This window comes from Microcella alkaliphila, assembly GCF_004216855.1.
In the GTDB taxonomy this organism is placed as follows: domain Bacteria; phylum Actinomycetota; class Actinomycetes; order Actinomycetales; family Microbacteriaceae; genus Microcella; species Microcella alkaliphila.
Genome location: NZ_SGXT01000011.1, coordinates 1 through 25,450, shown reverse-complemented (window position 1 = coordinate 25,450; position 25,450 = coordinate 1). Strand labels below are relative to the sequence as shown.

Below are 25,450 nucleotides of genomic sequence, written 5' to 3'. Positions count from 1 at the left end.
TCGCAATGGCAGAGGTGCGCTTCAACAAGGTTCGGAAGAAGTACGGATCAACGGTGATCGTCGACGACGTTGACATCGTCTTCCCGGATGGCTCGCTCACTGTTCTCGTCGGCCCGTCGGGTTGCGGCAAGTCGACCTCGCTGCGCATGCTCGCCGGCCTGGAGGAAATCAGCGGCGGCGAGATCATGATCGACGGGCGCGTTATCAACGGGCTCGAGCCAAGAGATCGTGACATCGCCATGGTCTTTCAAAACTATGCCCTGTACCCGCATCTCACTGTGCTCGAAAACATCGCGTTTCCGCTGCGCGCAACCAAGACGCGGCGGGCGGATGCTCTCCGTCGCGCTCAAGACGTGGCCGACTCACTCGGTCTCGGCGCACTAACCTCGCGCAAACCGAAAGATCTGTCGGGAGGTCAACAACAGCGCGTCGCGATCGGGCGTGCGATCATCCGTCAGCCTGCGGTGTTTTTGTTCGACGAGCCGCTTAGCAATCTCGACGCCAAGTTGCGAGTGGAGACCCGGTTCGAGCTCTTGCAGATTCAGCGGCGCCTCGGCATCACCGCCGTGTACGTCACCCACGACCAGGAGGAGGCGATGACGATGTCTGACCGGATGGTCGTCATGCGCGACGGTCGGGTGGCGCAGTCAGGACGACCGGACGAGATCTATGCTCGGCCGAACAGCGTCTTCGTCGCCACCTTCGTCGGCAGTCCGAAAATGAACATCCTGAGCGGCACCATAGCCGATGGCGCGTTCACCTCTCCCAGCGGAAGCCGCATCGCCGTGGGCTCAACGCCCGCCCACGACGCGGTGATTCTCGGAGTGCGACCCGATGACCTAACGCTCTCGCCGAGCCCCACCGGCACGGCCAAGGTCGCCCTCGTCGAGTTGCTGGGCCCTCGCGCGATTGTGCACCTGGATGCGAGCGATGACCGGCTCACGAGCGTCGTTGACGCCGCGGCCCTCGCCGACCTTCCCGTCGGCGCATTGGTCGACCTAAGTGTTCGTCCGGGGGCACTTCACCTTTTCGATCCCGCGAGCGAGAACCGTCTGATCGAAGTTTAGGCACACCACAACGTGCTCCTCCGTCGAATTCCGTGAAAAAGTCAATATCGGCCTGGCCGACAGTGATGAGAACGCGAGTACTCTCGCGGTTATCGCGGCGGGGACGTACGCCGAGAGCCGTGACCCCCAGCCGCGCCTCACGTTCACCGGGCTCCGGCTTCTCCGACGATGCGGGCACGTTCGATTGCACGGCGTCCATCGAGGGCTGAGCGTGACCTGATAATCGCTTGGGGGCCCGGGCGTGTGCGTGCCCGGGTGGGGCGCATGACCGATCACGCGAATCCCGACGACGGAAATCATCCGCTCGGCACGGACGGCGGAGCGACCGACCGCGCCACGGGCTGACGCGGCGCGCTACGACCCGGGGGCCTCGATCAGGAAGAACGGGAGCACCCCCGGGTTGTGGGCGTGCACGATCGCGAGGAAGACGACCAGATCGAACAGCAGGTGCACGATGATCACGTAGGTGAGCGACTTGGTGCGGTGGAAGATCCAGCCCTGTAGCAAGGCGAAGGGGATCGTCATGAGCGGGCCCCAGGCCTGGTAGCCAAGCTCCCACAGGAAGCTGACGAAGATAATCGCCTGCAGGATGTTGGCGACCAGCAGCGGGAAGTGTCGCATCAGCAGCACGTAACAGGTGCAGATGAAGAAGAGCTCGTCCCAGATGCCGACCGCATTGACGCCGACGAAGAGACGCGCCACCTCGCTGAACTCGCTGACCGCAGGCCAGTTTTGGTACGAGCCGGACTGGATGAAGTAGAACGGCAGGATCAGCCAGCCGAGGAACGGCACGGCGAAGAGGTACGACTTCTCCCACGGTTGCCACTTCTGGCCGCCGCGCCAGGGGAAGCGGATCACGCGACGCTTCAGCACGAATCGGTCGAGCACGAACGGCACGGCCACGGCGAGGCTCAAGACGAACCCGAGCAGGAAGAAGTTGGGCCACGAGATGTCGGCCTTGACGCTCACCGTGCTCACCACGATGAGGCCCGCCGCGATGATGCCGAGGTCGCGCATCAGTTCGCGGTCGACCACGTACGCAACGATCAAACCCGCGAGAAGCCAGGGGTAGCCGACGACCCGGTTCTCGAAACCGAACAGCACGATGGCGCTCGTCGCGACGATGGCGGCGGGGATCAGCTTGGCGCTGAGGATCGGAAGGGAGTCCGTCGGGGCGATCGGAGCGGCGGCGGGCATGAGGCAATCGTCGCAGATGCGGCTCAGATTCCCCCATAGAGGGGGTATCCGTGAGACCCACTCAGTGCCTAGGCTTTCGTCAGCATCGCTCAGGGGGGTCTGTGCATGGGAGAGCAAACGCCGATACCAGGGTGGTATCCCGACGCGCCTGATTCGTCGTTCATGCGTTGGTGGGACGGCACCGGGTGGACGGAACACCGTCAGCCACTGCCCGCTGCGGCGCTGACCGTTCCTGCGATGGCTGTCAGCGTGAACATCGGTGCCAGCAACGACGCCGTCGCTGGCGATTCGACAGTGACGATGCCCCCGCCCGCCGATGCGCAACCTCGAGGCGTCATGATGCAGACGCCCGTCGGCACGACGCGTTCGGACGACTTGCGCACCGCTCCTCCTCCAGGTGCGCAGATGCTCACGCGTCGTGAGCGACGTGCCCTCGAGGCTGGGTCGTCGACGAGCGCCGACAGCTCCGCTCCGGACAGCGCTGATTCCGACGTGACTTTCGGCGTGCCGGTCGTGCAGCAGGTCGAACAGCGCCCCAGTGAGACCCGAACTGCCGGGATGATCGTGCCGTCGTCGACGGGACCGACGGGGGTCGTGCCGCTCAATCCCGGGCCGGTTGACACACGCGCACTCGCGTCGTCGGCCCTGTCCGCAGCGTCGGCCGCGTCGCCGCCGCGCGCGTCAGCAGTCGGCAGTGCACCGACCGCCGCCCCCTCAGCTCAATCACCCGTAGACGCCGCCTGGGCGCCGCCGCCGAGTTTCGCTGTTCCGCAGTCTGCGGCCGAGCTGGCATCCGTCGACTATGAGCCGATGGGGCGCAACTGGGCACGGTCGGCACCTGCTCGCACGCCCGCTCCGAGCCGATCTTCGACGGTCGGGGGGTGGATGCTCGCAGTCAGCCCGCTCGTCGTCCCTGTGGTCATGACACTGCTTGGCGTCGCTCTGACTGCGGGTAACGTGGCGGCCCTGCCTGTGCTCGTCGCTGAGCGAAACCTGCTGGTGCTCGGCGGGTCACTCGCGGCGATCTCGGTTCTCAGCGTGGTCTATCTCATCGTCGCGGTGGTCATCGACCGGAGACGACTCGTGAGTCTCGGTCACACGCATCGAGCGTCCGCGTGGTGGATCCTCCTTGGTCCATTCATTTACCTCATCGCACGCACCGTCCGGGTCGTCCGCGAATCGGGCAAGGGAACCGCGCCACTGTGGGTATTCATCGCGACATCGGTGGTCATCACCTCACTCGTGATCGCCGCGCCGTTCGTCGTTCCGCGGTCAGCAACGATCGCCGAAATGAGGGCCGTCGAATCTCGCATCACGGCAGACCTGGCAAGCGAGGCTCTCGTGGCGCAGGTCTTGTGCCCCGACTCCGCTGACGCTCGCATTGGATCTACCTTCCGCTGCGACGCACTGGACGACGCGGGGTCGGTCGTGGGGCTGATCACTGTTCGGTGGGCGGGCATCAACGGTGCCATCGAATACTCCCTTGAGCTTGCCGGCCTGCCGGCCGAACTCGAGAACTGACGCGGAAACGGTGCTGCCGCGGCCGTCGACGCGTGATTGACTCAGGGAGTGACCGCACCGTTGCGCCTTGTCGCCGTACTCGCACCCCGCTGGACGGCGGCCTCGTCGCTGGCCGCTGAGCTGAGTGCCCGCGCGGCGACCGATTCCCTGCCGGCGGGCGTGGTGTACCCGCTCGATGCGGCGTGGTTCGGACGTATGGCCGACCGCATCACCGTGCACCCAGAACTCGTCGAGTTGTCGGGTGCCAGCCGCCCGACTGACGGCCTCGGGGCGCTGCGCGCCCGGCCCCCTCAGGCACGCCAGGTGGTGCGCGACCGCCTGCGCCGTGTGGCCGACGACGCCCGAGACGCGGGCGCCCACACACTCGTGCTTGTCGCCCCCGGAGCCGCGTGGCTCGCCGACCCGTCGGGGCTGCGCCGCGAAATGCGCACCGTTGCCGACAGCGTCGACGTCGTGCTGCCCGTCCGCCGCCCCGACGACGCGCTGGCGGCCGCTCTCGCCCAGTCGGTGCGACTCGCCGAGCAGACCGGGGAGACGACGCTCACGGCACGCGCGGCGCTCGCCAGTGACCAGCGCGCCCACGAGCACCGCTATGCCGAGTTGCTGCGGCGGTGGGCAGACCCGGACGGGGAGGTGCGCGTACTCGTCACGCCGGTGTCTCGCGGTTCGGCCGTCGATGCGCTGGTGGCGACGCTCGGCCCCGATGCCGCCAGCCCGGCCGCGGATACGGACGGCCCCGCCGCCGTCGTGCCCCCGCCCAGCCGGGAGGCGTTGGCCGCGATCGCGGGCCTCGCTCGTCGACGCGCCCGCGTCGGCTGGGTGCCCGGGGTTCGTCGTCGCACCGATGCGCAGCTCGCGGAGGTTCGCCGCGCTGCCGACGACGCGGCCCTCGCGGGCGCCGCACCGTTCGCCTTCACCGACCCCGAACGGCGGATGCTCGCCCGTCGCTTTCGCACGGATCGCGAGGCGGTGCGCGCGCACATCTCGTGGCAGTGGCCCGAGGGCGCGCCGGCGGGCCCCCTGCGTGACGCGTGGATCGCGTGGTTCTCCGAGGACTGATCCGTGCCCGCAAACCTCCAACAACCCTGAGACTGGCCTGCACGAAGGCCCCACGCTCACTAGCGTTGTCGGATGGCGTTTTCGCGTGACACCCACACGGCGGTCGTGGTCGGCTCGGGCCCCAACGGTCTCGCCGCGGCGGTGCTGCTCGCCCGCGCCGGCGTGCGGGTCACCGTGTTCGAGCAGGCCGACACGGTCGGCGGCGGCGCCCGCACCGGTGAGCTGACCCTTCCCGGCTTCCGTCACGACCTCGGCAGCGCCGTGCATCCGCTCGCGGTCGCGTCAGGCTTTTTTCGCAAGTTCGAGCTTCACAAGCGCGTCGACCTGATCACGCCCGACATCTCGTACGCCCACCCGCTCGACGACCGCCCCGCGGGCATCGCCTTCCGCAGCCTGGAGGACACGGCCGACCGGCTCGACGAGACGGGCATCCCGCTGCCGGGCGGGGGTTTCGCTGCCGGCGACGGCAACGCCTGGCACGCGCTGTTCGAGCCGCTGGTCGAGCGCGCGCGGGAGGTGGCGCAGTTCACGGGGTCGTCCCTGCTCCGCATCCCCGCGCATCCCGTGACGACCGCGATGTTTGGGGTGCGGGCGCTCGAGCAGGGCTCTCCCGCCTGGAACCTGCGCTTCCGCGACGCGGTCGCCCCCGCGCTGTTCGCGGGGGTGGCGGCCCACTCGGTGCGGCCCATGCCGAGCCTCGCGACGGCCGGCACGGCGCTCGCGCTCGCAACGGCGGCGCACGCGGGCGGCTGGCCGATTCCGCGCGGCGGCTCGCAGTCGATCGTGGATGCTCTGGTCGCCGACCTGGTCGCCCACGGCGGCGAGGTGGTCGCCGACCACCCGGTGCGCTCGCTCGCCGAGCTGCCGCCCTCCGACGCCGTGCTGCTGGATGTGACGCCCCGCGCGCTCGTGGAGCTCGCAGGGGGCGCGCTGCCGACCTGGTTCGCTCGTCGGATGCTCGCCTACCGTCACGGCGACGCCGTCGCGAAGGTCGACTTCGCGCTGTCGGGCCCAGTGCCGTGGCGCGACCCCGAGTTGCGGTCGGCCCCGACGCTGCACCTCGGAGGCTCGCGGGAGGAGATCGCGGCGGCCGAGCGCGACGTGGCGGCGGGACGGCACTCGTCGAACCCGTACGTGCTGGTGTCGCAGCCGTCCATCGTGGACGACTCGCGGGCGCCCGACGGGCAGCACGTGCTGTGGACATATACGCACGTGCCGCACGGTTCGACGGTCGATCAGACGGAGGCGATCACGCGGCAGGTGGAGCGGTTCGCGCCGGGGTTCCGGGACGTGATCCGGGCATCCGCGAGTTTTTCGGCGGTGGAGATGGAGCACCAGAACCCGAACTACGTGGGCGGCGATATTGCGACGGGCGCGGCGACGCTGTGGCAGTTGGCGGCGCGTCCGCGGCTGGCGGTGGATCCGTGGCGCACTCCCCTGCCGGGCGTGTACCTGTGCTCGTCGGCGACGCCGCCGGGGCCGGGCGTGCACGGTCTGGCGGGTGCGTACGCGGCGCGCAGTGCGCTGAGGAATGAGTTTGGGGTGACGGCGCTGCCGCACCTGGGGGTCGCCGGCTCGGCGATCGATCTGACGGAGGGGACGCACTGATGGCGACGACGACGAGGCTGTTCCGATGCCCGCCCGAGGCGGTGTTCGCGGTGCTCGCCGACGGGTGGACCTACCCCTCGTGGGTGGTCGGCGCGTCCCGCATGCGCTACGTCGACGAGGAGTGGCCGGAGGTGGGTTCGCGGATCAACCACTCGGTGGGCATCTGGCCGGCGGTGATCGATGACGAGACGGTCGTCGTGGAGTGGGATGCGCCGAAGCGCGCCGTGTTTCAGGCGAAGGGCTGGCCGATCGGCGAGGCCCGCATTGTGGTGGAGACGCGGCCGCACGCGGAGGGGTGCGTGGTGCGCATTCACGAGTGGGCGGTGCGCGGGCCCCTGCAGTATGTGCCGCGACTGTTGACCGATCCGCCGCTCGACCTGCGCAACCGCGAGGCGCTGCGCCGGCTCGCCTACCTTGCCGAGGGGCAGTGGGTGAACGACGAGACCGAGGAGCGGTCGGACCCGGAGGAGCGCGGGGCGAAGTAGCCCGCGACTACTCGGCTGTAGGAATTCCTACACCGGGGTAGCTGACGCGGGTGCGGGGCGGCACGCCGCCGCGAGCCCGCGTCACCTCGCGCACGCGGTCCACGATCAGGGCGACCACGCTCGGGTGCGCCAGCACCCGGAAGTGCCCGACGAGCGGCACGGGGATGCGCGTGGCCGCGGCGGGCGCGGATTCGCGCGGCACGTACTGGTCGACGGCCGAGTCGATGGCGGTGATGCGGGCATCCACGTCGCTTTCGGCTGCGAGGAGTGCCATGACGGGGCGGCGCGGCGCGAATTCGCGCCACGCTCCGACGCCGTAGCGGGCGAGTTCGCTGCCCCGCCAGGGAGTGTTGACAGCGATCAGGTGGGCCACGCGGCGGCGACCGGGCAGGTTGGCGCCCGGGTTCACCTGCGCGTCGTGCAACATGACGTGCTTGCCGATCAGCCCGCCTTTGGAGTGGGCGACGAGGATCGCGTCGCGCAGGTCGTGGGCGACGAGGTAGCGGTAGACGCGGCGGGCGGTGGCGGGGATGGGCCGACCGTTGATGCCGATGTCGCCGACGATGTAGACGGGGTGGCCGGCGGCGGAGAGGGCTTCGACGATGCGTTCGAGGTAGTGCCAGCTTTCGAAGATGCCGGGCAGGATGACGACGGGGCGTCCCCTGCTGCCGGGCGGGGTGCCGTCTCCGGGCAGCGGCGCGCGGGGCTTCAGGGTGGCGGTGAGGCGGCGGCCGAGCACGTACGCGTAGTCGGCCGCGACCCCGGCGACGATGCGCGGGATGCTCGGGCGAACGTTCGTGGGCATCCGTCCACGGTAGCGCGGGCGGCTGAGTGCGGGTGTCGTGCGAGGCGGTCGTCAGGCAGAACCGCCCCGGACTACAGGTTCAGGACCAGCCGGAGTCCGGCATCGAGCTCGTCGAGCAGGGGCCGCGGAAGTCGTCCCACGGGCTGCCCCATGCGGGAACGATCGACGGTGATGATCTCGGTCGGCACAACCATGCTGTCGCGTTCCAGACCACTGATTGATTTCGGAACAAACACCGTGCCCCTCAGTCGGGCGCGTCCCAGTTTGCTGCTCATGGCTACGACCACGATCGTTCCGATCGAGGTGTGCGTGAAGATGTCACTCTGCACGACGACCACAGGGCGACGTTTCGCTGGCGCGTGATCGATGACCGGCCCCAAGTCGGCCCAACAGATGTCTCCCCTGCTGATCACCAGCCCTCATCCTCGCTGAGCTGTGCCCACCGCTGCATCGAGTAGGCCACGATCTCGGACGTGTTGTCATCGTCGTTACCGTCGGGATCGGCCGCGATCGCCGTGATCGCCGCGTCGATTTCCTCCCGGAGCCGCTCGGACTCGCGTTGCTGCAAGTACGCCCGCGCAGCTTCGGCGAAGAATTCTGATCGGCCCGTGCCGTCCTGCGCTCGGGCAGCTTCGACACGCTGGAAGAGCTCATCAGGCAGCGATATCGCGGTCTTCATGCGGGCAGTATAACTCGGTATAACACGTGTTGTCGGGATCGGCATGTGGCGAGCGTGCCAGCTAGTTGTGCGCACTGACGCCCCGCGCGGACACAGGTGGACGGGTGTTCAGCCTCCGACCTGTGTGAAGGAGCGTCCGCGGCCGCGTCAGTCGATGAGGCGGAGGAACGCACTCAGTTCGCCGAGCCCTGCCGGGGTGTGGGGCAGGTGGTCGGCGATGGCGGGTGAGTGCACGATGTGGGCGGCCCACTGGGCGCGCGAGATGGCAACGTTGAGCCGGTTGCGGTTGAGCAGGAAGTCGAGACCACGGGGCGCGTCGGCGGCGCTGGAGGCGGCAAGGGTGACGATGGCGATCACGGCCTCCTGGCCTTGGAACTTGTCGACCGTGCCAACGCGCGTCTCGGTGTGCCCGGCGGCGTCGAGGGCGTCGCGCACGGCGTGCACGTGGGCGTTGTACGGCGTGACGACGATGATGTCGGCGGCGGTGAGCGGGCGCGGGGCATCGCCCCGCGCGACCCGACGATCGGTCGGGTCGGTCCACCCGAGCCCGATGGCCCGGTCGACGAGGGCGACGACGGCGGCGGCCTCTTCGGCCGACTCGGTGGCGTTGCCGTGGTGGGTGACGGGGTGCGCGTGGATGCCGGGGGCGAGCCCCTCGAGGTGGCGGCGGGCGGCGCTCGGGTGGGCGTGCAGCTGGCCCTCGTACGAGAGGTCGCTGACGTGGGCGGCGAGCGCGGGATGCACGCGGCGGGTTTCGGCGAGGAAGTACCCGTATTCGGCGGGGAGCACGTCGTGGCCGTCGGTGAGGTAGCCGAGGGCGGATCCGTCGATGGGTTCGGGGTGGGTGCCCTGGCTCACCTGCGGCAGCTGCTGCGGGTCGCCGAGCAGGAGGAGGTTGCGGGCGCTGACGCTCGCGGCGATGGTGGCGGCGAGCGCGTATTGGCCGGCTTCGTCGATGACGAGCAGGTCGAGGCTGTCGCGGCCGACTCGGCTGGGGTTGGCGAAGTCCCACGCGGTGCCGCCGATGACGTAGCCGCGCGGCTGTTCGGCGGTCCACGCGGCGAGCTGGTCGGCGCGGCCGAGTACGGTCCACTCGGCGGTGGCGTACTGCGCGGGGTCGGCCCCCGTCTTCGGGGCTTTGGCGACGTGCGCCCCGTCGAGCCCGGCGCTGACGACGGCGTCGAGCACGTGTTCGACGGTGGCGTGCCCTTGGGCGACGACGCCGACGCGCCAGCCGTGGTCGGCGACGAGGCGGGCGATGACGCGCGAGCCGAGGTAGGTCTTGCCGGTGCCGGGCGGGCCTTGCACGGCGAGGTAGCTGTGGTCGAGGGCGAGCAGGCTGTCGGTAACGACGCGGATGCGGTCGGGTTCACCGTGCTCGTCGGCCGTAACGGCGGCGAGCCCTACGTTGCCGCGTGTGCGCGGTGGCCGGCGCAGCAGGAGGTCGACGACGGCGTCGCGCGGCAGCTCGGGGTGGGCGGTGACGAGGCGCGCACCCCACTCGTGGATCGCGTCGACCTGTTTGCCGGGGTCGGGAGGCGGGGCGGGCGTGAGGGCGGCGGGCAGGTCGCCGTACTCGTTGACGGGCTCGCCGGTGCGCGGGTCGGTGGCGAGGGTTTCGGTGAGGGCGACCCAGTCGTCTCCGGCGGCGTCGACGCTGATTGAGCGGGCGGGCCGACTCAGCGGGTCGCGGGGGTTGAGGGGCAGCGGCGCGGGATGCTCGTACACGGCGAACGGTCCGCTGCGGCCGCCGATGGTGGGCCGGCTTCCGGGCGCCCACTGCCCGTGCAGCCGCAGTTGGCGGCGGGGCAGGCGTTGCCGGCCGGTCATGCCCCAGTCGGTTTGGGTGACGGGCTGGTCGGGGTCGACGACGAAGACGTCTCGGGTGTCGGCCCACTCGTCTAGAGAGCTGGAGAGTCGGTCGAAGTGGGCCCACCAGTAGGTTTTGTGTTCGCGTCGGTGGTAGTCGATGGCGGCGGCCGCGTAGGCGTAGAGCCGCTGTTCGGCGGTGCGATCGGGTTCGAGCGCGGGGCTGCCGTCGGGGTTCGCGGCGAGGCGGGTGAGGTCGTCGTGCAGGGGCGAGGTCTCGATGATGCGGTCGTCGACCGCTCCCGGCGCATCGGCGTTGGCCGCATCTAGGTCGGCCGCGTCGGGGTCGGCGCCCGCCCCCTCGTCGCCGTCGCCCGCGCTGTCGCCGTCTGCTCCCCCGCTATCATCGCCGCGCCCGCGCGGGTATGCGCGCAGCCACTGGTCGAGTTTGCGGGTGCTGACGCAGTCGATGCGGTTGTAGTCGGCAATGTCGTCGAGGATCTGTTGCGCGTCGGCCGTCTGGCCGCCGATCCGCAGCTCGCGGGCGCGCACGTACTCGCCGACGGAGTCGTCGCCGGCGGTGACGGCGGAGCCGAGCCGCGATTCGGGCCAGTACAGAGGTTCGAATTTCTTGATCGAGTAGCTGGTGCTGCCGATGCGCAGCGCGCGCTTGACGACGGCATAGAGATCGATGAGCACGCCGTCGCGCAGCAGCCGGTCGACGGTGTCTTCGCCTACGCCGTGGCGCGCGGCGAGCAGGCGCAGGTGCGTCTTCTCGTAGGGCGCGTAGTGGTAGATGTGCAGGTCGGGGTGCTCGGCGAGCCGTCGGTCGACGTCGTCGAGGAAGGCGATGAGCGCGGCACGTTCGTCGGCGAAGGTGTGCGCCCAGTAGGCGGTGAAGGCGTCGTCGCGGTCGATAACGCCGAACAGGTAGTCGATGCCCCACCAGCCGGTGCCGTCTTCGGTGTACAGCGGGTCGCCTTCGAAGTCGAAGTACAGGTCGCCGGGGCTCGGGGCGGGCAGGGCGTCGAGGGCGGAGGCGTCGATCAGTTCGACGGGCGGCACGCGGTCGCCGGCGTCGGCGCGCAACTGCAGGGCGGCTTGCGCGCGCAGGCCGTCGAGGGTGCGCTGCGGGATGCCCGCGACGGCACCGGCGCTGTCGACGAGGTGGGTCATGGTGGTGATCCCGGCGTCGCCGAGCTTCTGCCATTGGCCGCCGCGCAGCCCGTAGGTCTGCCACACGTCGTCGTGGCTGGCGATGCTGTCGGCGCACCACACGCACTTGCCGCAGTGGCTCAGGCCGGGGGCGCGCCAGGCGACCACGTCGGCGGCGCGAGCGCGGTCGCGGAGGAGGGCGTGCATCCGTTCGCGTTGGCGGCGGTGCACGGGCGCGATGTCGGCGAGGCGGTGGATGCTCAGCTCGTCGTTGCCGAGGATCAGCCCTGTTTCGCTGTCGACGGGAATTGCGAGCCGCTCGAGCTGGTCCGCGTATGCCGCCAGTTGCATGAGCGCGGTGACTTTGGCACGGCGGGCAAGCTTCGAGTCGAGCACCCGGTAAACCCCGTCGCCGCGGTGTTCGAGAAAGTCGGCGTAGCCGACGAAGCCCAGGCCGACGCCGGGCGCCACGTCGGGGCCGTGTTCGGGGTCGAAGAACGTTGCCTGCACGACCATGTCGGTGCGGGCATGCAACGCGTCGAGGGTCGCCTGCTGGGCCGCGAGCATCCCATCGATGCCGCGGGCGGGCCGGTCGATTTCGACGAGTGATCCGTGTGCCCGGTGCTGCTCGATCAGCCGCGCCTCGTGCGCGTACCCCAGAAGGATGGTGCGCTCGTTCATCGCGTCGAGCGGCTCGTCGAGAGCCTCGATGCGGCCGAGTAGCGCGTCGACGCGGCGCGCGAAGCCGAACTCGCACTCGGCGGCCGTCTTCAGGTCGCTCGCGGAGGTGACGAGCAGCCGAGAGCCGTCGGCGCGATCGATCAGGTACATGCGGCAACGCTATCGGCGAGCACCGACATACTCAGGCGGGGACCACCGTGTTCTCGGGTCGGCTCGCGAAGACCGGGTCAGCGGTCATAAAGGGCAGCCTCTCGAGTTCTGCCTGCGCGGCGAGCACCCGGTCGAATGGGTCTCGATGATCCCACTGCGCGGAACCGGAGCGCAGAGCGTGCGCTGTCGTGACCGACAGCGGGTGAGCCCCGAGCTGTTCGAGGTGTTCATCGAAGTCAGCGACGATGCGAGCTGCCCCCGGTAGTTTCCCGATGCGGTGCTTGGTGGCGATTTCCCACGCGCTGGCCGCTGACACCCACAGGTCGACGTGGCGGTCCGACAGGAGCGCCCGCGACTGAGCGGACAGCTTTTCGGGCTCGGCAAGTGCCCACAGCAGCACATGAGTGTCGAGCAACGCGGCCGACATCACCGGCCGTCCCACGCAGCTAGTTCATCGTCGGGCAGCGGATCGAAGAACGATTCGGGCGCCTGGAATCCCTCGACAAAGCCCAGAGAGCGCTCTGCGGGCACGGCAATCGGCACGAGGGTTGCGACAGGGTGGCCGGCGCGCGCGATTACCACCTCGTCACCTGCCTCAACGCGGGCAAGAGGCTCTGACATTCGGGTCTTCGCCTCGTGCACATTCACCTGCAGCCTCATGCGGGCTAAGTGTAGTGGACTAACTCTGCGATGTGGCTCGACCATGCCCCCACAGTGACGCAATCGCCCAGACGCTAGGCGGGCCCAAGGCCGAGAACCGTGAGCGCGCCGGGATGGATCGCCCTGTGAAGAGCAGACGTCGCCAGCGCTGCGAATGTCGGCGGTCTCTGCAAGGCTCGTTGTTGGTTCACGAGTGGCAGCTGTCGGTACCTGGCCGGCTGCCCGGCAACCCCGTCCATCGACCGGGGTGCCCCAGGGGAAGAACCGACCGACCCGCCCGGGCCGGTCACGTCGATGGAGGCACGACCTCCATCTGCACGACACGGAGGTTCACCATGCCCAACGACGCCTACTTCGACGCCCCTGCCGCCCCGCCCGAACCCGACGCTCCTGCCGCGTCAGGCCTGCCGCCCGGGCTCGCCGAGCGACTCGCGCTTCACGAGCCCTTCGTCGATCTCATCGCGGTCGACCGGTCCGCCGGACACACTCCCGAGCAACGGCTCGCCGCTGACCGGGTCGCGGTGTGGTGGGCGGGCCTGTCGCTCTGGCGCCAGCTCGCATGGAGCGAGGTGCTGCTCACCGCTCCCCCGCGCGCGGCCAGCGTTTTCGCGATGAGTTTGGTGCGCGGCGGCCCGGCCGCCGGCAAACCGGTTATCTTCCGCGACTGGCACGCGGTCGCGTTCTCGTTCGACCGCGTCGGCATCGACCATGAGACGTACCGGGCGATCCGCGAGGCGGTGACGCGGGTGGCGGCGGCGCGCGAGGCGTCGGGGCACGGCCCCGAGCATCCGGCGGTGCGCCGCCACGCGAGCGGCACGATCTACCTGTGGGGCGACGACTGGCGCCGGTTCGGCCACCACGGGTCACGCAAGCCGAACCTGTTCGATGAGGTGCTCGCGTTCATGAACCGCGTCGAGCGCCGCGGGGAACGCTGACGGGATGCTTACTGCGCAGCCTGGCGGAGCGCGGCAACCCCGCTGTCGATCGCGTCGCTCATTCGCTCGACTTCCCCGGATGCTGCACCCGTCGCCCCGGCGACCGCGCGCCAGTCGGAGATGGCGCCGGCAACGCGACGGCACCGCTCGCGGGCCACAGGTTCAGACAGACCGAAGCTACGCGCTAGTGCGATGAGTTCGGTCGCCATCCCCAGCGTTGTGTCACGTCCGCCCAGGGCCGTCGCATGCCGCTGCGCAGTGTCGGGTTCGGGGTTAATGTCGAAGGCGGGGGCGAGGCTCCACCCTGTGCGACCGCGGAGGAATCCGTGGTTGCGCAGGTGGTCGTCGGTGTTGTGCAGGGCGACCCCGACGGCGATGCGCAGCCAGAGTTGTTCGAGATCGAGTGCCACGCGCTCCCCGTGCGCTGCCAATTCATCGGTGATCGTCAGGTAGTCACCAAGTTCGCCGTCGCGACCACGAGTGAGGGTGAGGGCGCTGATGTAGCCGATGCGGCGCGCACCTGATCGGTCGAATCGTTTGATTGCGAGCACGTGGCGTCCGCCTACGGGCAGCAGTCTCCTGGCGGGTACGACTACCCCGCACCGCTCGGCGAGGGTGAGCGCGATCGATTCCCAGAGCATGACGTCTCGGTCTTCGTCGGGCTTCGGGAACTTGGCGATGTAGAGGTCGGTTCCGTCGCGTACGGATGCTTTCGGTCGCGCGCCGCCCAGAGAGCCGGTACCCGCATCCAGCAGTTCTTTGACAGCGGCGAGGTCATCGCTGTCTCTGACGACCGCATCGGATGCGCGCAGCAGGCGCGGTAGCTCGATGAGCGGAGGCACGATGGGGGCGTCGGCGAGAAATGCGGTCGAATCGGCGCGACGGAATCGCAGGGCTCCTTGCCTGGTGAGGTCAGAGACAGCCAACAGATAGTCTCGGTCGTCGCGCCCGTGGTGGCCTGCTCCGCCCGCGTGTGCCCTCCACTGCCGTTCGATGAGGGTTCTGCCCCAGCGGTCGGGAGCGGCGTCGGCCCAACTGCGGGGCAATACCGAGTCGAGAGGTTGGGTGGTACCAGTCACCGGAAGCGACGGTTCAAGGGCGTACGCGCGCGGGTTTGCTACGTACGCATCGGTATAGCGCAGGCTCGAGGAGACCGCACGACGTCTGACCTGTGAGTACAGAGTCGCAACGTCAACGGGCTTCTCGCCGGGGTCGAGCTCAAGATGGGCGGTGATCGTTGTCATGAGCGAACGCGTTTCGGCAGGCGTTCTTCGGCGCGGGCACGCCCGAGATCGGTCGCGAGTGGGTCGAGTGCGTCTTCCCACTGCTGCAGAATGCCGAGTGCCCGGCTGATGCGCAGAATCGTCTCGAACCCGACGCTGGGGTCTCCGTTTTCCACCTTCGAGAGGCTGGAGCGCGACACACCGGCGCGTTCAGCGACCTGTTGAGCGGTCAGACGCTGCATCTTTCGCCACGTCGCCACGTGCGCACCGATTTGAGCCGCCGCCGACTGAACAGCGAACGGTGTGGGACGTCGTACATTCGCCATAATGTCTCCAATAATACACATTAAGCACGTTAGCGTCGCGAAAAACATACGCTAAATGCATCACGCCGTTCGGGTTGCACCACACTGCCGCGTCCCTATCTAATGGGCCGGTACCCGCCCCGCTTAAGAGCCACACCGGTGTCGGGCTCCTCGACGTCGGTCACAATCTCGAACAACGCGTCTCTGATCAGGGCCCGCGCGGCGCTTCCCGGTATCCGCGGCAGGAATTCATCGTCGGGGGCCTCGCGGTCGGGTGTGCCGACGGCGGCCAGGACGCTCCAGAGTCGATTCCAGACGGGGTACACGTTGCGATCGTCGAGCGTGCCACCACCCTCCGTGCGCCACCCGTGGGCGTCGAGGATGCGCGCGATGCGCGTCATGCGCACGGTGCGTTCCGTGGTGCCCGCGTACACGAGGATCGTGGCGGCGCCCTGCCCATCGAAGGTCGCCCAGTCACCGATGAGCGTGTCAGCGAGGTGTCGCCACAGCTGGTCCGGGTTGGCGGCACATTCCCGCCCGCGGCGGGTGAGCCGAAGGGTTCCCTTGTATCTGCGCACCAGGCCGACGTCTCGCAGGTTTTCGCGAAATGCGAGCACCGGGTGGGCGTCGATTTCTCGGGCGCCGCTCCACGGATACTCGCGCATAGCCGGCAGCAGCGCGCCCAGTTCGCGCGCGTCGGCCGGCTTCAGGTAGCCGGCGGCGGTGAGCGGTAAACCGGCTCCGGATGCGCGCTCAAGCACCCACAGGAACGGCGCGAGCACCGCGCGCGGCTCGGGCCGCGGCTGTGTCAGCAGCTCGGTCGACAGGGTGACCGCGTTCTGCCGAAACTCGTCACCGTATGGGGTGTCTTCGAGCCCGTTCAGCATCACGGTGAGGGCGGGGTTCAGCCGGAGCGCGGCGTTTCGACGCATGGGCATCAGTCTGCCCTTTGCCGTGCCCCCGCCACATCACGAAGGAATGACCGTGAGGTCGTTGCAGCTGGCGAACACGGGGTCGGCCGTCATGAGGGGCAGCTGTTCGAGCTGGGCCTGAGCGGCGAGCACGCGGTCGAAGGGGTCGCGGTGGTGCCAGTCGAGTTGTCCGGCGGCGAGGGCGTGAGCTGGGGAGGTTGAGAGCGATTGCGCACCCAGCCGATCGACGTGTTGCTCGAAGTCGCTCATGATGTGTTCGACTCCCGGCAGTTTTCCGCTGCGGTGTTTCGTCGCGATCTCCCACGCACTGGCCGCTGAAACGACGAGATCGACTTTCCGGTCGGCGAGGAGCGACCGAGCCCGAGCTGTCAGTTTCTCGGGCTGCGTCAGCGCCCACAGGAGGACGTGGGTGTCGAGCAGCAGCGCCCGGGTCACGCCCCCTCCCACACGGAAACTTCGTCGTCGGGCAACGGTTCGAAGAATGAGTCAGGCAGGGTGAAGCCCTCGACGAACCCGAGTTCGCGTGCGGTCGGCTCGGCGATGGCCACGAGGGTCGCGACGGGGTGGCCTGCGCGGGCGATGATCACCTCGTCACCCGCTTCGACACGCGCGAGCAGCTCAGACATGCGCGTCTTCGCCTCGTGCACGTTCACCTGTACCCTCATGCGGACTAAGTTTAGTGGACTAACCATCGGGATACTGGGCGTATGCGCGAACTCCCCGGCTGTGACTGATGAGCACGAGGCCAATGTCGAGTCCCACGCGTTCGGCCGCGTCGCGGACTGCGCGCATCCATTCCCGGTCGCGCGCGGTGGGCTGGGGCCCTCCGCGGCGTTCGAGCACGGGTGTCACGCTCGTGTGGTTGCCCTGCTCGACGAGCGCCGCCATGACATTCGTCAGGTTGGCTGCCGCTTCTGGCGGAGCGGCCGCGGGCAGCTGGTCGAGCTGAATGACCACGCCTTTGGTGGCGGCACCGGGCGTGTCGAAGCGCAGCCACAGTTGACGGCGTATGGCCGGGCCCAGTGCTTCGATGAATTGCCGGTCGGCGTCGTTGATGAAGGTGCTGTCGGGCGGGGCGATGGTGCGAAAGCGTCCGGTCATGACGCCACCGTGCGCCTTTTCCGGCAGTACGTGGCGCCTCGCCCCACAACCCGGTGATGCCGTGAGCGACCTCCTGGCTGTGAGGGAGGCGGCGCAGCCCATCCTTCGATGCCACGCCCGCGCGAGCCGCCGCACCGCTGGCGGCAGGCACCGAGATGGCGAGCGCTGCCACCTCCGACTCTGCCGCCAGCTCGCGTGGAGCGAGGCGCTGCTCAACGCCCCCCACGCCCGGTCAGCGGGTTGACGATTGTGGGGTTCGAGGCGGCTCCTCGTCGGGAGTTCACAGCGCCAACATTCGACGAGCACGACGCTAGCTCGTGTCACCGCGCCGCTCTGCGGCAGCGCGCAACTTGCGAATGGCAGCATCCGGTATCCCCGCCGAGACTCGCTGTCCTCCGACCTTCGGATACAACGGGCGCTCTGGCTTCAGTGCAGCGGAATGGTGGATGTCGCCGACGCCTCGCTGCCACAGGTGCAGCTTTGACTCTTTGGTGAACGACCCGCGCAACGATTCAGCCGCGTATCCCGTTATCCACGCGTGCTCCGATTCCTCAACCAGCTGGTAGTCGATTGCGCGCGAGAGGCTGGCGGCGACCCAGTCGGCAAACTGAATGTTGGAACTCACTGCACTGTCGATGTGCATGGGAGGCTCGACGATGCGCTTCATCTCCTCGAACTCGTTCGAGCGACTGAACATGTGTGCGTACAGTGTTGGCATGCGGTCGATTCGCTGCTTCTCATTGACCTGATCCATCAGCACGAGGAGGCTGCTCTCTCGGCCCTCAGCGTGCCGCGCCAGTCGATTCAAGGTTTCCTTCATCGCTGCAGATTCGCGAGAGACCGTATCGAGGCGAGTCTGTTTCGGAGTGCCGATCGGCTTCTCGTCGACATAAAAGAAGAGATTTCCACCAATGCTTCGCAGCCTGCGTACTAATGCGTTGAAGACACGAAGCTGCTGCGGGTACCTCTGTAGCGTCGTCTCTCGAAAGATCATCGAGCCCTTGCGTTCCCACTGGTCGGGCGCGCTACTTTGCGCTATCTCCGTTCGGAAGAGTCTTCTCTTTTCTTCCGTAAACCACATGCCGAAGCGGCGTGCCTCAGCAGCCGGCACGACAAAGCCCGCGTAGCCGAATGCGGGGCTGGTGTTGTAGCGGGGGTGCGCCTTGGATACGAAGGCGCCGGTCTCGCCGACTTCGTCGATGTAGGCCAAGAGCATGACGCCACTATGTCAACCACCACCGACACGAAAGCCCGCGCTCTCGCGCGGGCTTTCCGAATCGGCGCTCAAAGGTCTTTTTCACCCTTCGCTACCGCCTCTCAGCGTAGACGGTTGCCCCGACATTGGGCAATTTCCGCTCAGCGCTGTGCAAGCCTCGCCGATAAGCAATCACGCCTGCTTGGCAAGTCGCCGCACCGCTTCGACGAGGAAGGCCTGCGGTCGCGCCCCCGGCAGCGCGGCCCACCGCATTGAACGCCTCGTCGACCCCAACGCCAAACTGCCGCGCGGCATACAGCGCCGCGACCGACGGAGTGCGGCTCTGCGCCTGCACGCAGTGCACGAGCACGGTCTTCCCCTCACCACGCAGCTCGGCGATCACGTCGACCGTGTCGGCCAACACAAAGTCGAGGTTGGGGTTGAGCCCGTCGGTCGGATCGTCGATGAGCCACTGCTCCACATGGGTCTCGGCCCGCTGCGCCCGCCCCACCCGGCACAGCGACACGACCACGTCGACCTGCACCCCGGCGCTGCCGTCGAGAACCGCGTCGAGGTCGACGATCGAGCCGAGCAGTACCCCCTCGTCGTGCGGATGCGCGGTGAGCGTCGCCCGCGCACCCCACCCCGCGTAGTCCATGCGTTCGCCGAGCGGCCAGTCACCGGTACCGAGCTCTCCCCCGCGCACGGCCTGCACGGCGAGCTCGGTGAGGCCGCGGGTGTCGAGACCGGGCCAGCCGTGGATGAGCCGCCGCCAGGCGGCGGGCGTGGCCGATGCCCCGTGTACGGCGCCGAGCATCCCGCCGGCGATAGCGGCGACCGTGTCGGTGTCGCGCCCTCCGCGCACCGCGCGTTCGAGGCCGTCGCGCAGCGCGGTCGCGCGCGGAGCCCCCGTTTCGAGCACGGCGACGCCCGCATGGTGGATGCTCGACCAGGCTCCCTGCAGCGCGTGCACGACCCAGCCGTTGCGGTCGAAGTCGCGCGGCTGCGACTGCTCGGCCTCGCGAACGAGCCCGGCCCAGCGGCCGCGGCGTTCGGCGGGTAGCGCGTCGATGCCGACGTCGATCGACAGCGAGCCCGTGACGATGGCGTGCCCGATGGCGACCGACCAGATGACGCACGCGTCGCCCGCATCGTCGTCGTAGTGGGTGAGGCCGCTAATGGCGCGTGCCGCGTCGGCGATGGCGTCGGGGTCGCCGAGGTGGGCGAGCGCGACGGGCGCGGTGCGCATGAGCGAGCCGTTGCCGCCGCTGCGCCCGGTGCGCTCGTGCAGCTGCTGGGCCGCGCGCCGAGCAGCCGCCGCGTCGCCGCCGAGCGCACCGGCGGCGCTCAGCACCGATCGGGTTTGCACCCCGACGTCGGGGGCGGTGCGCGCCCAGTCGATCCACGCGGCGACGATTTCGTCGTGCGTCGAGGGGTCGCGCAGGTCGGCCCCGCGCGCGGCAGCCCGCGCGATGGGCACGGCCATGGAGGTGTCGTCGGTCCACTCCCCCGCAGCCCAGCCGAAGCTGCCGCCCCCGATCATGCCAACGGGCGCGTCGTCAGCCAATGGCGGCCCGAACTCGTAGCCGGCGCCGAGCGCGTCGCCGGCGGCGGTGCCGACGAGCGCCCCGACAGCGCGGTCGGTGAGGGCGGGGGTGATGCGAGGTGCGGTCATGGGCGTCTCCTGAGGGTCTGGTCTAGCGGTGAGGTCTGACATTCGGTCACGCGACGTGCTGCGGTCTCATCGCGTAGAGGAGTACCCTGACGGGACGAGGAGGCGCCCGACGTGGAACGCAGAAAAGTTGACGCGGCCGTCATCCGGCGCGCAGTCGAACGATCGGCCCGCGAGTCGGCGCGTCTCGAGCGCCGCGACGTTCCTGACGGCTTCGTGCGGTCCCCTCGGGCGGAACAGTTTCTGCGAGATCGACGCACCGCTGCCGGATGACCCTCGAGCCCGGGTATGGCGAGACGCCCCTCGATGGCGACGAGTGGGACGCCCTCCTGCCCGACGTGGCGATGCGCCTCGGCTCTGTACCCCTCAAGTCGGAGGTCTTTGACCTCGAGCAAGCGATCTACGCCGAGGTCGCGGTAGCCCATGTGACGGCCGTGCTCGACAACCGGCTCACGCTCGACGAACTGCTCACCGACTACTTCGTGCGCGATCTCCATAAGGAGCTCTACGGCGACCTGTGGCAGTGGGCAGGCCGATACCGCAACAGAGAGTTGTCGATCGGCATCGCCCCTGAGCGCATCGCCGAAGAGGTGCGCGCGTCGCTGGAAACAATCGCCTACCGCTGGAGCCACACCGACGACTGGGCCGCCAAGACGGTTGCTGTTGCCACGCACGCCGAACTCACGCGCATTCACCCATTCACCGACGGCAACGGTCGCTCCACTCGCCTGCTGGCTGATCTCGTCTACTTGGCCACCCAGGGCCCGTCGTCGGTCGAGACTTTTGACTGGGCGATCGACAAGGCCGAATACATCGGTCTTCTTCGGCAATACGACCGTGATCGTGACCCTCAGCCCCTCACCGACTTCCTGCCGACGATCGAGATGCTCTAGAGGCGTCCAACCGCACACCCCGGTCACGCCGCCAACGCGAACATCGGATGCGCGAGGTCGACGACGCCCAGGTGCAGCATCCGCTCGTCACCGCTGAGCGCGGTCGAGTTAGATCCCTCCGACGTCGCCGCCGGTGACGACAGCGCGATGCCGCGCCCCGCGTACCGCTCGTCGCGGGTCTCGAGCGCGACCGAGAGCCCGCCCGGCGCATAGACGTCGCGCCCGATCCCAACCTGCTCAAGTCGACGCGCAAAACGGCGGGCCTGTTCAGCGGGAGTTGCGGCGGGCGACACGCGCCGCGCATCCAGGCGGGCGGCGTCGATGATGCCCGCCCATCGCGATTTGAGCGCGACGGTGGAGGCGAAGAGCTCGGCCCCAACGATGCGGCCGCCGATGCCGACGACCACGCCGCGCTGGCCGTCGATCACCGTGGGGCGCGCGCCGAGCGGCTCGAGGCCCGTCGGCTGCCACACCTCCAGCCCGTCACCGAGGCCGTCGAGGGCGTCGAGGTGGTGTGCAAGCGACCGGGTGGCCGAGACGCCCGCGCCGCCCACGAGCTGCTCGAACTCGCGCACCTGAGCCCAGACACTCTGCTGAGCGTCGCCCGCGCCGTAGGTGGCAGCCCGCACGGCGGGCGTCGCCCGGCGCGCCCGCCCGACGAGCTCGTCGCTGAGCCCACCCCAGCGCCCCTCTTCGACGCACAGCACCGGCAGCTTCGCGGTCTGCCCGGCGCCCAGCAGCACGCTGCGCGCGACCATGCGGGTCTGCCAGCCGCCTTCGGCGAGGTCGCCGTCGAGCGCGATGGCGGGGCGCAGCCCGACCGCCTGGGCGGTGAGGGTCGACACCGAGGCTCCCCCGTCGAACTCGCGGTAGGCGACGGCGGTGGGCCGCCAGTCGATGCCGGTGACGGCGGGCACGTCGATCCAGACGGGGAAGAGCGTGACGGGGCCGTCGGCGATTCCGCGGCCCACGTGCATCCGGTGTAGTTCGATCATGGCGTCCTCCTTTAGCGCGTCTGCGCTCTAAAAAGAGGTTAGGAGTGACCACCGACATTTAGCGCGGAAGCGCGATAATCGACACGTGCAGCCCAAACATCCCGCGAACTCGGAGGCCCCCTCGCGCGCCCTGACCGACTACCCGCGCCCGTCGGTCGCGGTCGACACGGCCCTGCTGACGGTGGCCGACAGAGCCCTGTCGGTCGTGCTCGTGCAGTCGGGCGACCGCCCCGCCCTACCCGGAACCTTCCTGCACGAGGGCGAGACGCTGCGCGACGCGGTGCTGCGCAGCCTGCGGGTGAAGTGCGGCATCTCGGGCCTCGAGCCCCGCCAGCTGCGGGTCTTCGACGCGCCGGGCCGCGACACGCGCGGCTGGGTGCTGTCGGTGGCGCACCTTGACGTGGTTCCGGCGCGCGATCTCACCCTGGATGCGAGCCTAGCCCACCCCACGGCCGTCGGGTCAGCGCGCACCCTGCCGCTCATGTACGACCACGCCGAGATCATCGAGCTCGCGGTCGACGCCCTGCGCGCCGAGTACGCCGACCGCCCCGACCCGCGCCCCCTGCTGCCCGAGCCCTTCACCCTGCGCGAGCTGCAAACGCTGCACGAGGCGATCGCCGGAGAGCGCCTCCCTCGCGACGCCTTCCGCCGTCGCATGGAGCCGCTGCTCACCGACACCGGCGAGCTCTCGCGCGGCACCCGCGGCAAGCCAGCGCGGCTGTTCCGCCGCACACCCGACCCGCGTCGATAGGGTCAAGACAACCCCCACCGCGACGGAGCTGCCATGGCCGACACCCCCGCCCCTCACGTCTTCGTCGTGCAGGGTGACCTCACCCGTATTGCCTGCGACGCCTGGCTGCTGCCCACCGACCAGCGCATCAACGTCAAGCAGCATTGGCGCGACGCTCTGCCGACGCTCGCGGAACAACTGCAGGCAACTGATCTCATGGCACTGCGCGTGGGTGACCGCCTCGCCGCAGCTCTCGCGCCGGCAGTCGACGAGCCCGACGCCCCGCGCATCATCGCCACGGCTGTGCCGCTGCACGGCTTCGACGAGCCCGCCGAACTTTTCCCGGCGCTTCGGGCGTTCGTGGCCGAGGCCGTGGCCGCAACCGCTTCGCGACCACGCACGCGCCCGCTCCCCCTTTTCGCGCTGCCGTTCTTCGGCACGGCCGGCGGTGGCGGCGCTAACCGCCGAGGCGCGATCTTCGATGCCCTGCATGCGGAGGCGAGAGAGTTGGCCGCCCGCTACGAGGTCGACCTCGCATTCGTGTTCGCCTCTGAGCCGAGTTTCGCCCTCGCGCAACGCCGCCGCCAGCAAAACGGTGCGCTCGCCGGCGCCCTGCCCGAGCATCTGATCGACCACGCCCACCGACTTGCCGCAATCGCCCGCGATGGCCGCCTCGTTCCGTTCCTCGGCGCCGGCGTGAGCGTCAGCGCGGGCGCCCCCACCTGGGATGAGCTGATCAGCTCGCTCGGCGCAGAGGCTGGGCTCGACGGGGCCGAGCTCGCGAGTATCACCCGCGTCGGAACTAGCCCCCTCGACCAGGCCGCCTATCTGCGCATGCGTTTCGAGCAGACTCACGGCACGAATGCTGGCCCCGCCTTCCAGCGCGCGATCGCCTCGATCGTCGAGCGCCCCCGCTACGGCCTGGCGCCCGCCCTGCTCGCATCTCTCGAGTCAGAACAGGCGATCACCCTGAACTACGACGAACTGTTCGAGTTTGCGTGCGCCGACGCGGGCAAGCCCCGGCGCGTGATTCCGGGAACGGACTCGACCCCCGAGAGCTGGCTGCTGAAGCTGCACGGCACGGTCACCGACCCGTCGACGATCGTGCTGACCCGCGACGACTACCTGGGCTTCAACTCGGAGCGCGGCGCCCTCAGCGCGCTGGTGAAGGCCACGCTCATGACCCGCCACCTGCTGTTCGTCGGCTTCGGCCTGCGCGACGACCACTTCCACGAGATCGTGCACGACGTTCGCCGCGCCGTCGGTACCTCGACTACCGGCCCTGCGGCGACCGCACTCACGATGTCGCGCGACCCCCTGCACGACGCCCTCTGGAGCGGCCAACTCTCAACGGTGGCGATGAACGCGCGAGATGACAGCGGAGACGTGCCGAACGCCGGACGCACGCTCGAGATCTTCCTCGACGCGGTGATCTGCAAAGCGACGGATTCGCACAGCTTCCTCCTGAAGGCAGAATTCGAAGAGGCACTTTCGGACGATGAAAAGCGCCTCGCTTCCGCGCTCAGGCAAATTGAGACGGCCTTCCACGGACTGGAATCGACGACGCTTTCGCGCCAGGTCAGTAAGTTTCTGACTCGCCTGGGTCACGATCAGGACAATTAGGAGTCGCCGCGGTTAGAAGACTGCTGCCACGGTCGCGCCGCCCAAAATGCCGCTGGCACGCGAGTCATCGATGAATGTCTGCGCGGCACCCTAGCCTGAACGAAACCACAACGACGTGAGGTGACTTCAGGGTGCTCGACAATGACGACGAATATTACGACCCACTTGCAGACCAGCCGACCTACCGTGGCCGCCCGCTGCGCGCGTGGCAGAAACGCGCCTATGGCATGTGGGAAGACAACAAGTACCAGGGCGTCGTAAAGGCAATTACGGGGTCCGGAAAATCCCTCGTAGGAGTCGCTGCCGTTCACACCACATGGCAGCACGCCGGAAAGAGCCTCATTCTCGTACCGTCAGATTCACTACTGCAGCAGTGGCAAAAAGTTCTCCGCGAGAACCTCGTGGGCATTCGCATCGGCGCGGTCGGCGGCGGCCGCAACGACGACCTGCGCGACCACGATGTGGTTGTGGCGACGGTGCAGTCCGCACATCGTCGTGAGATCCTCCCAACCAGCCTCGGCCTCCTGATCGCTGACGAGGCCCACCGCTACGGGTCAGAGAGCTTCTCCTTGGCGCTCAGGGGTCAGTACGAGCGGAGACTCGCTCTCTCGGGTAGCTACGAACGCCAACTCGACGACGGAGTCGAGCGCCATCTCGCCCCCTACTTCGGCCCCGTGCTCGTGGATTACGGCTACGGAGAGGCCCGCGAAGAGGGTGTCGTCGCTCCTTTCCGGCTCGCCCTCGTCGGCGTCGACTTCACCGCATCCGAGCAAACCGCCTACGAGAACGAAGGCAAGCGTCTGCAAGAGGCTCAGGACACCCTCGTCAATGACCACTCCTATCCAACTGATTGGCCCGAGTTCTTCGCGCACGTAAACGGGCTCTTCGTCATGAAGCGGGGGTAGGGGCTGTTCGCCAGGGCTTGTGGCCGCCGGCGGCGAGCAGGATCCGCAGCCGGTAGTTGTCGAAG

Annotated in this window: 26 protein-coding genes, 1 pseudogene and 1 riboswitch; of the genes and pseudogenes, 11 read left to right on the top strand and 16 right to left on the bottom strand. The window is 68.8% G+C overall.

Translation table 11 applies throughout. The features are described 5' to 3' along the window. Positions 1 to 5: 5 nt before the first annotated feature. A complete protein-coding gene (locus EV140_RS00755; RefSeq protein ID WP_130280118.1) occupies positions 6 to 1,067 on the top strand; it encodes an ABC transporter ATP-binding protein in 1,062 nt (353 codons plus the stop codon). A 354-nt stretch (positions 1,068 to 1,421) separates the two neighbouring features. On the opposite strand, the gene EV140_RS00750 is transcribed toward EV140_RS00755, so the two are convergent. Further along, positions 1,422 to 2,264 carry a CPBP family intramembrane glutamic endopeptidase gene (locus EV140_RS00750; RefSeq protein WP_130280116.1) on the bottom strand — a complete coding sequence of 281 codons (843 nt, stop codon included), beginning with the start codon at positions 2,262 to 2,264 and terminating at the stop codon, positions 1,422 to 1,424. Between the two features lie 105 nt (positions 2,265 to 2,369). Here EV140_RS00750 and EV140_RS13595 point away from each other — a divergent pair. From EV140_RS13595 to EV140_RS00730, 5 genes and pseudogenes are all read left to right on the top strand, one after another. Next, positions 2,370 to 2,474 (top strand): annotated as a pseudogene (locus tag EV140_RS13595) (DUF2510 domain-containing protein); the annotation flags it as partial. Positions 2,475 to 2,501: 27 nt separating this feature from the next. Next, positions 2,502 to 3,785 carry a hypothetical protein gene (locus tag EV140_RS00745; RefSeq protein WP_241971227.1) on the top strand — a complete coding sequence of 428 codons (1,284 nt, stop codon included), beginning with the start codon at positions 2,502 to 2,504 and terminating at the stop codon, positions 3,783 to 3,785. Positions 3,786 to 3,833: 48 nt separating this feature from the next. Next, positions 3,834 to 4,844, top strand: a complete 1,011-nt coding sequence (locus tag EV140_RS00740; protein WP_130280112.1) for a hypothetical protein — start codon at positions 3,834 to 3,836, stop codon at positions 4,842 to 4,844. A 72-nt stretch (positions 4,845 to 4,916) separates the two neighbouring features. Continuing rightward, positions 4,917 to 6,452 (top strand): phytoene desaturase family protein, encoded by a 1,536-nt coding sequence (locus tag EV140_RS00735; RefSeq protein WP_130280110.1) that lies wholly within the window; start codon positions 4,917 to 4,919, stop codon positions 6,450 to 6,452. Continuing rightward, positions 6,452 to 6,937, top strand: a complete 486-nt coding sequence (locus EV140_RS00730) for an SRPBCC family protein (RefSeq protein WP_130280109.1) — start codon at positions 6,452 to 6,454, stop codon at positions 6,935 to 6,937. Before EV140_RS00735 ends, EV140_RS00730 begins: the two co-directional genes overlap by 1 nt. A 7-nt stretch (positions 6,938 to 6,944) precedes the next feature. Here EV140_RS00730 and EV140_RS00725 read toward each other — a convergent pair whose 3' ends face one another. From EV140_RS00725 to EV140_RS00700, 6 genes are all read right to left on the bottom strand, one after another. Further along, a complete protein-coding gene (locus EV140_RS00725) occupies positions 6,945 to 7,742 on the bottom strand; it encodes an esterase/lipase family protein (RefSeq protein ID WP_130280107.1) in 798 nt (265 codons plus the stop codon). 71 nt (positions 7,743 to 7,813) lie between these two features. Then, positions 7,814 to 8,155, bottom strand: a complete 342-nt coding sequence (locus tag EV140_RS00720; RefSeq protein WP_157985571.1) for a type II toxin-antitoxin system PemK/MazF family toxin — start codon at positions 8,153 to 8,155, stop codon at positions 7,814 to 7,816. Next, complete coding sequence (locus tag EV140_RS00715; RefSeq protein WP_157985570.1) at positions 8,152 to 8,421, bottom strand: CopG family ribbon-helix-helix protein; 270 nt, start codon at positions 8,419 to 8,421, stop codon at positions 8,152 to 8,154. The genes EV140_RS00720 and EV140_RS00715 overlap by 4 nt, the downstream gene beginning before the upstream one ends. Before the next feature lie 147 nt (positions 8,422 to 8,568). Further along, on the bottom strand, positions 8,569 to 12,216 hold the full coding sequence (locus tag EV140_RS00710; protein WP_130280101.1) for a TM0106 family RecB-like putative nuclease: 3,648 nt from the start codon (positions 12,214 to 12,216) through the stop codon (positions 8,569 to 8,571). A gap of 31 nt (positions 12,217 to 12,247) precedes the next feature. Next, on the bottom strand, positions 12,248 to 12,658 hold the full coding sequence (locus tag EV140_RS00705; RefSeq protein ID WP_241971226.1) for a type II toxin-antitoxin system VapC family toxin: 411 nt from the start codon (positions 12,656 to 12,658) through the stop codon (positions 12,248 to 12,250). Continuing rightward, positions 12,643 to 12,876 carry a type II toxin-antitoxin system Phd/YefM family antitoxin gene (locus EV140_RS00700; RefSeq protein ID WP_130280099.1) on the bottom strand — a complete coding sequence of 78 codons (234 nt, stop codon included), beginning with the start codon at positions 12,874 to 12,876 and terminating at the stop codon, positions 12,643 to 12,645. The genes EV140_RS00705 and EV140_RS00700 overlap by 16 nt, the downstream gene beginning before the upstream one ends. 185 nt (positions 12,877 to 13,061) lie before the next feature. Beyond that, a riboswitch (SAM riboswitch) is annotated at positions 13,062 to 13,173 on the top strand. Positions 13,174 to 13,211: 38 nt separating this feature from the next. Between EV140_RS00700 and EV140_RS00695 the strand changes: the two genes are divergently transcribed. After that, complete coding sequence (locus tag EV140_RS00695) at positions 13,212 to 13,811, top strand: hypothetical protein (RefSeq protein ID WP_130280097.1); 600 nt, start codon at positions 13,212 to 13,214, stop codon at positions 13,809 to 13,811. A gap of 8 nt (positions 13,812 to 13,819) precedes the next feature. Here the strand turns inward: EV140_RS00695 and EV140_RS00690 are convergent, their stop codons facing one another. From EV140_RS00690 to EV140_RS00655, 8 genes are all read right to left on the bottom strand, one after another. Then, a complete protein-coding gene (locus tag EV140_RS00690; protein ID WP_130280095.1) occupies positions 13,820 to 15,055 on the bottom strand; it encodes a type II toxin-antitoxin system HipA family toxin in 1,236 nt (411 codons plus the stop codon). Further along, positions 15,052 to 15,360, bottom strand: a complete 309-nt coding sequence (locus tag EV140_RS00685) for a helix-turn-helix domain-containing protein (RefSeq protein ID WP_130280093.1) — start codon at positions 15,358 to 15,360, stop codon at positions 15,052 to 15,054. The genes EV140_RS00690 and EV140_RS00685 overlap by 4 nt, the downstream gene beginning before the upstream one ends. Before the next feature lie 95 nt (positions 15,361 to 15,455). After that, on the bottom strand, positions 15,456 to 16,271 hold the full coding sequence (locus EV140_RS00680) for a hypothetical protein (RefSeq protein ID WP_130280091.1): 816 nt from the start codon (positions 16,269 to 16,271) through the stop codon (positions 15,456 to 15,458). Positions 16,272 to 16,307: 36 nt separating this feature from the next. Continuing rightward, positions 16,308 to 16,706 carry a type II toxin-antitoxin system VapC family toxin gene (locus EV140_RS00675; RefSeq protein ID WP_130280089.1) on the bottom strand — a complete coding sequence of 133 codons (399 nt, stop codon included), beginning with the start codon at positions 16,704 to 16,706 and terminating at the stop codon, positions 16,308 to 16,310. Continuing rightward, positions 16,703 to 16,936: a type II toxin-antitoxin system Phd/YefM family antitoxin gene (locus EV140_RS00670; protein ID WP_096421900.1), complete on the bottom strand. Its 234-nt coding sequence runs from the start codon at positions 16,934 to 16,936 to the stop codon at positions 16,703 to 16,705. Before EV140_RS00670 ends, EV140_RS00675 begins: the two co-directional genes overlap by 4 nt. 19 nt (positions 16,937 to 16,955) lie before the next feature. After that, the gene (locus EV140_RS00665) at positions 16,956 to 17,372 is read right to left on the bottom strand and encodes a hypothetical protein (RefSeq protein ID WP_130280087.1); all 417 of its coding nucleotides are present in this window, start codon (positions 17,370 to 17,372) and stop codon (positions 16,956 to 16,958) included. Positions 17,373 to 17,682: 310 nt separating this feature from the next. Further along, complete coding sequence (locus EV140_RS00660) at positions 17,683 to 18,588, bottom strand: DUF3800 domain-containing protein (RefSeq protein WP_130280085.1); 906 nt, start codon at positions 18,586 to 18,588, stop codon at positions 17,683 to 17,685. Between the two features lie 91 nt (positions 18,589 to 18,679). Next, positions 18,680 to 20,242 carry an ADP-ribosylglycohydrolase family protein gene (locus EV140_RS00655; protein ID WP_198674311.1) on the bottom strand — a complete coding sequence of 521 codons (1,563 nt, stop codon included), beginning with the start codon at positions 20,240 to 20,242 and terminating at the stop codon, positions 18,680 to 18,682. A gap of 266 nt (positions 20,243 to 20,508) precedes the next feature. Between EV140_RS00655 and EV140_RS00650 the strand changes: the two genes are divergently transcribed. Beyond that, entirely contained in the window at positions 20,509 to 21,132 is a 624-nt protein-coding gene (locus EV140_RS00650) for a Fic family protein (protein WP_130280083.1), read from the top strand. 23 nt (positions 21,133 to 21,155) lie between these two features. Here the strand turns inward: EV140_RS00650 and EV140_RS00645 are convergent, their stop codons facing one another. After that, entirely contained in the window at positions 21,156 to 22,127 is a 972-nt protein-coding gene (locus EV140_RS00645; protein WP_130280081.1) for an ARPP-1 family domain-containing protein, read from the bottom strand. An 85-nt stretch (positions 22,128 to 22,212) separates the two neighbouring features. Here EV140_RS00645 and EV140_RS00640 point away from each other — a divergent pair, with 85 nt between their 5' ends. The 3 genes from EV140_RS00640 (at position 22,213) to EV140_RS00630 (ending at position 25,385) form a co-directional block, all read left to right on the top strand. Further along, complete coding sequence (locus EV140_RS00640) at positions 22,213 to 22,878, top strand: NUDIX hydrolase (protein ID WP_130280079.1); 666 nt, start codon at positions 22,213 to 22,215, stop codon at positions 22,876 to 22,878. A 33-nt stretch (positions 22,879 to 22,911) separates the two neighbouring features. Then, complete coding sequence (locus tag EV140_RS00635) at positions 22,912 to 24,480, top strand: SIR2 family protein (RefSeq protein WP_130280077.1); 1,569 nt, start codon at positions 22,912 to 22,914, stop codon at positions 24,478 to 24,480. A 131-nt stretch (positions 24,481 to 24,611) separates the two neighbouring features. After that, positions 24,612 to 25,385, top strand: coding sequence for a DEAD/DEAH box helicase (locus EV140_RS00630; protein WP_130280075.1), 774 nt, complete (start codon positions 24,612 to 24,614; stop codon positions 25,383 to 25,385). The last annotated feature ends 65 nt before the right edge of the window (positions 25,386 to 25,450 follow it).

Coding starts and splice junctions, on each gene's coding strand:
- EV140_RS00655 (WP_198674311.1), bottom strand. CDS start 20,242: ATGACCGCACCTCGCATCACCCCCGCCCTCACCGACCGCGCTGTCGGG.
- EV140_RS00695 (WP_130280097.1), top strand. CDS start 13,212: ATGCCCAACGACGCCTACTTCGACGCCCCTGCCGCCCCGCCCGAACCC.
- EV140_RS00645 (WP_130280081.1), bottom strand. CDS start 22,127: ATGATCGAACTACACCGGATGCACGTGGGCCGCGGAATCGCCGACGGC.
- EV140_RS00670 (WP_096421900.1), bottom strand. CDS start 16,936: ATGAGGGTACAGGTGAACGTGCACGAGGCGAAGACGCGCATGTCTGAG.
- EV140_RS00660 (WP_130280085.1), bottom strand. CDS start 18,588: ATGCTCTTGGCCTACATCGACGAAGTCGGCGAGACCGGCGCCTTCGTA.
- EV140_RS00650 (WP_130280083.1), top strand. CDS start 20,509: ATGACCCTCGAGCCCGGGTATGGCGAGACGCCCCTCGATGGCGACGAG.
- EV140_RS00685 (WP_130280093.1), bottom strand. CDS start 15,360: ATGGCGAATGTACGACGTCCCACACCGTTCGCTGTTCAGTCGGCGGCG.
- EV140_RS00700 (WP_130280099.1), bottom strand. CDS start 12,876: ATGAGGCTGCAGGTGAATGTGCACGAGGCGAAGACCCGAATGTCAGAG.
- EV140_RS00735 (WP_130280110.1), top strand. CDS start 4,917: ATGGCGTTTTCGCGTGACACCCACACGGCGGTCGTGGTCGGCTCGGGC.
- EV140_RS00710 (WP_130280101.1), bottom strand. CDS start 12,216: ATGTACCTGATCGATCGCGCCGACGGCTCTCGGCTGCTCGTCACCTCC.
- EV140_RS00635 (WP_130280077.1), top strand. CDS start 22,912: ATGGCCGACACCCCCGCCCCTCACGTCTTCGTCGTGCAGGGTGACCTC.
- EV140_RS00665 (WP_130280087.1), bottom strand. CDS start 17,372: ATGACCGGACGCTTTCGCACCATCGCCCCGCCCGACAGCACCTTCATC.
- EV140_RS00715 (WP_157985570.1), bottom strand. CDS start 8,421: ATGAAGACCGCGATATCGCTGCCTGATGAGCTCTTCCAGCGTGTCGAA.
- EV140_RS00745 (WP_241971227.1), top strand. CDS start 2,502: ATGGCTGTCAGCGTGAACATCGGTGCCAGCAACGACGCCGTCGCTGGC.
- EV140_RS00725 (WP_130280107.1), bottom strand. CDS start 7,742: ATGCCCACGAACGTTCGCCCGAGCATCCCGCGCATCGTCGCCGGGGTC.
- EV140_RS00750 (WP_130280116.1), bottom strand. CDS start 2,264: ATGCCCGCCGCCGCTCCGATCGCCCCGACGGACTCCCTTCCGATCCTC.
- EV140_RS00680 (WP_130280091.1), bottom strand. CDS start 16,271: ATGCGTCGAAACGCCGCGCTCCGGCTGAACCCCGCCCTCACCGTGATG.
- EV140_RS00755 (WP_130280118.1), top strand. CDS start 6: ATGGCAGAGGTGCGCTTCAACAAGGTTCGGAAGAAGTACGGATCAACG.
- EV140_RS00690 (WP_130280095.1), bottom strand. CDS start 15,055: ATGACAACGATCACCGCCCATCTTGAGCTCGACCCCGGCGAGAAGCCC.
- EV140_RS00730 (WP_130280109.1), top strand. CDS start 6,452: ATGGCGACGACGACGAGGCTGTTCCGATGCCCGCCCGAGGCGGTGTTC.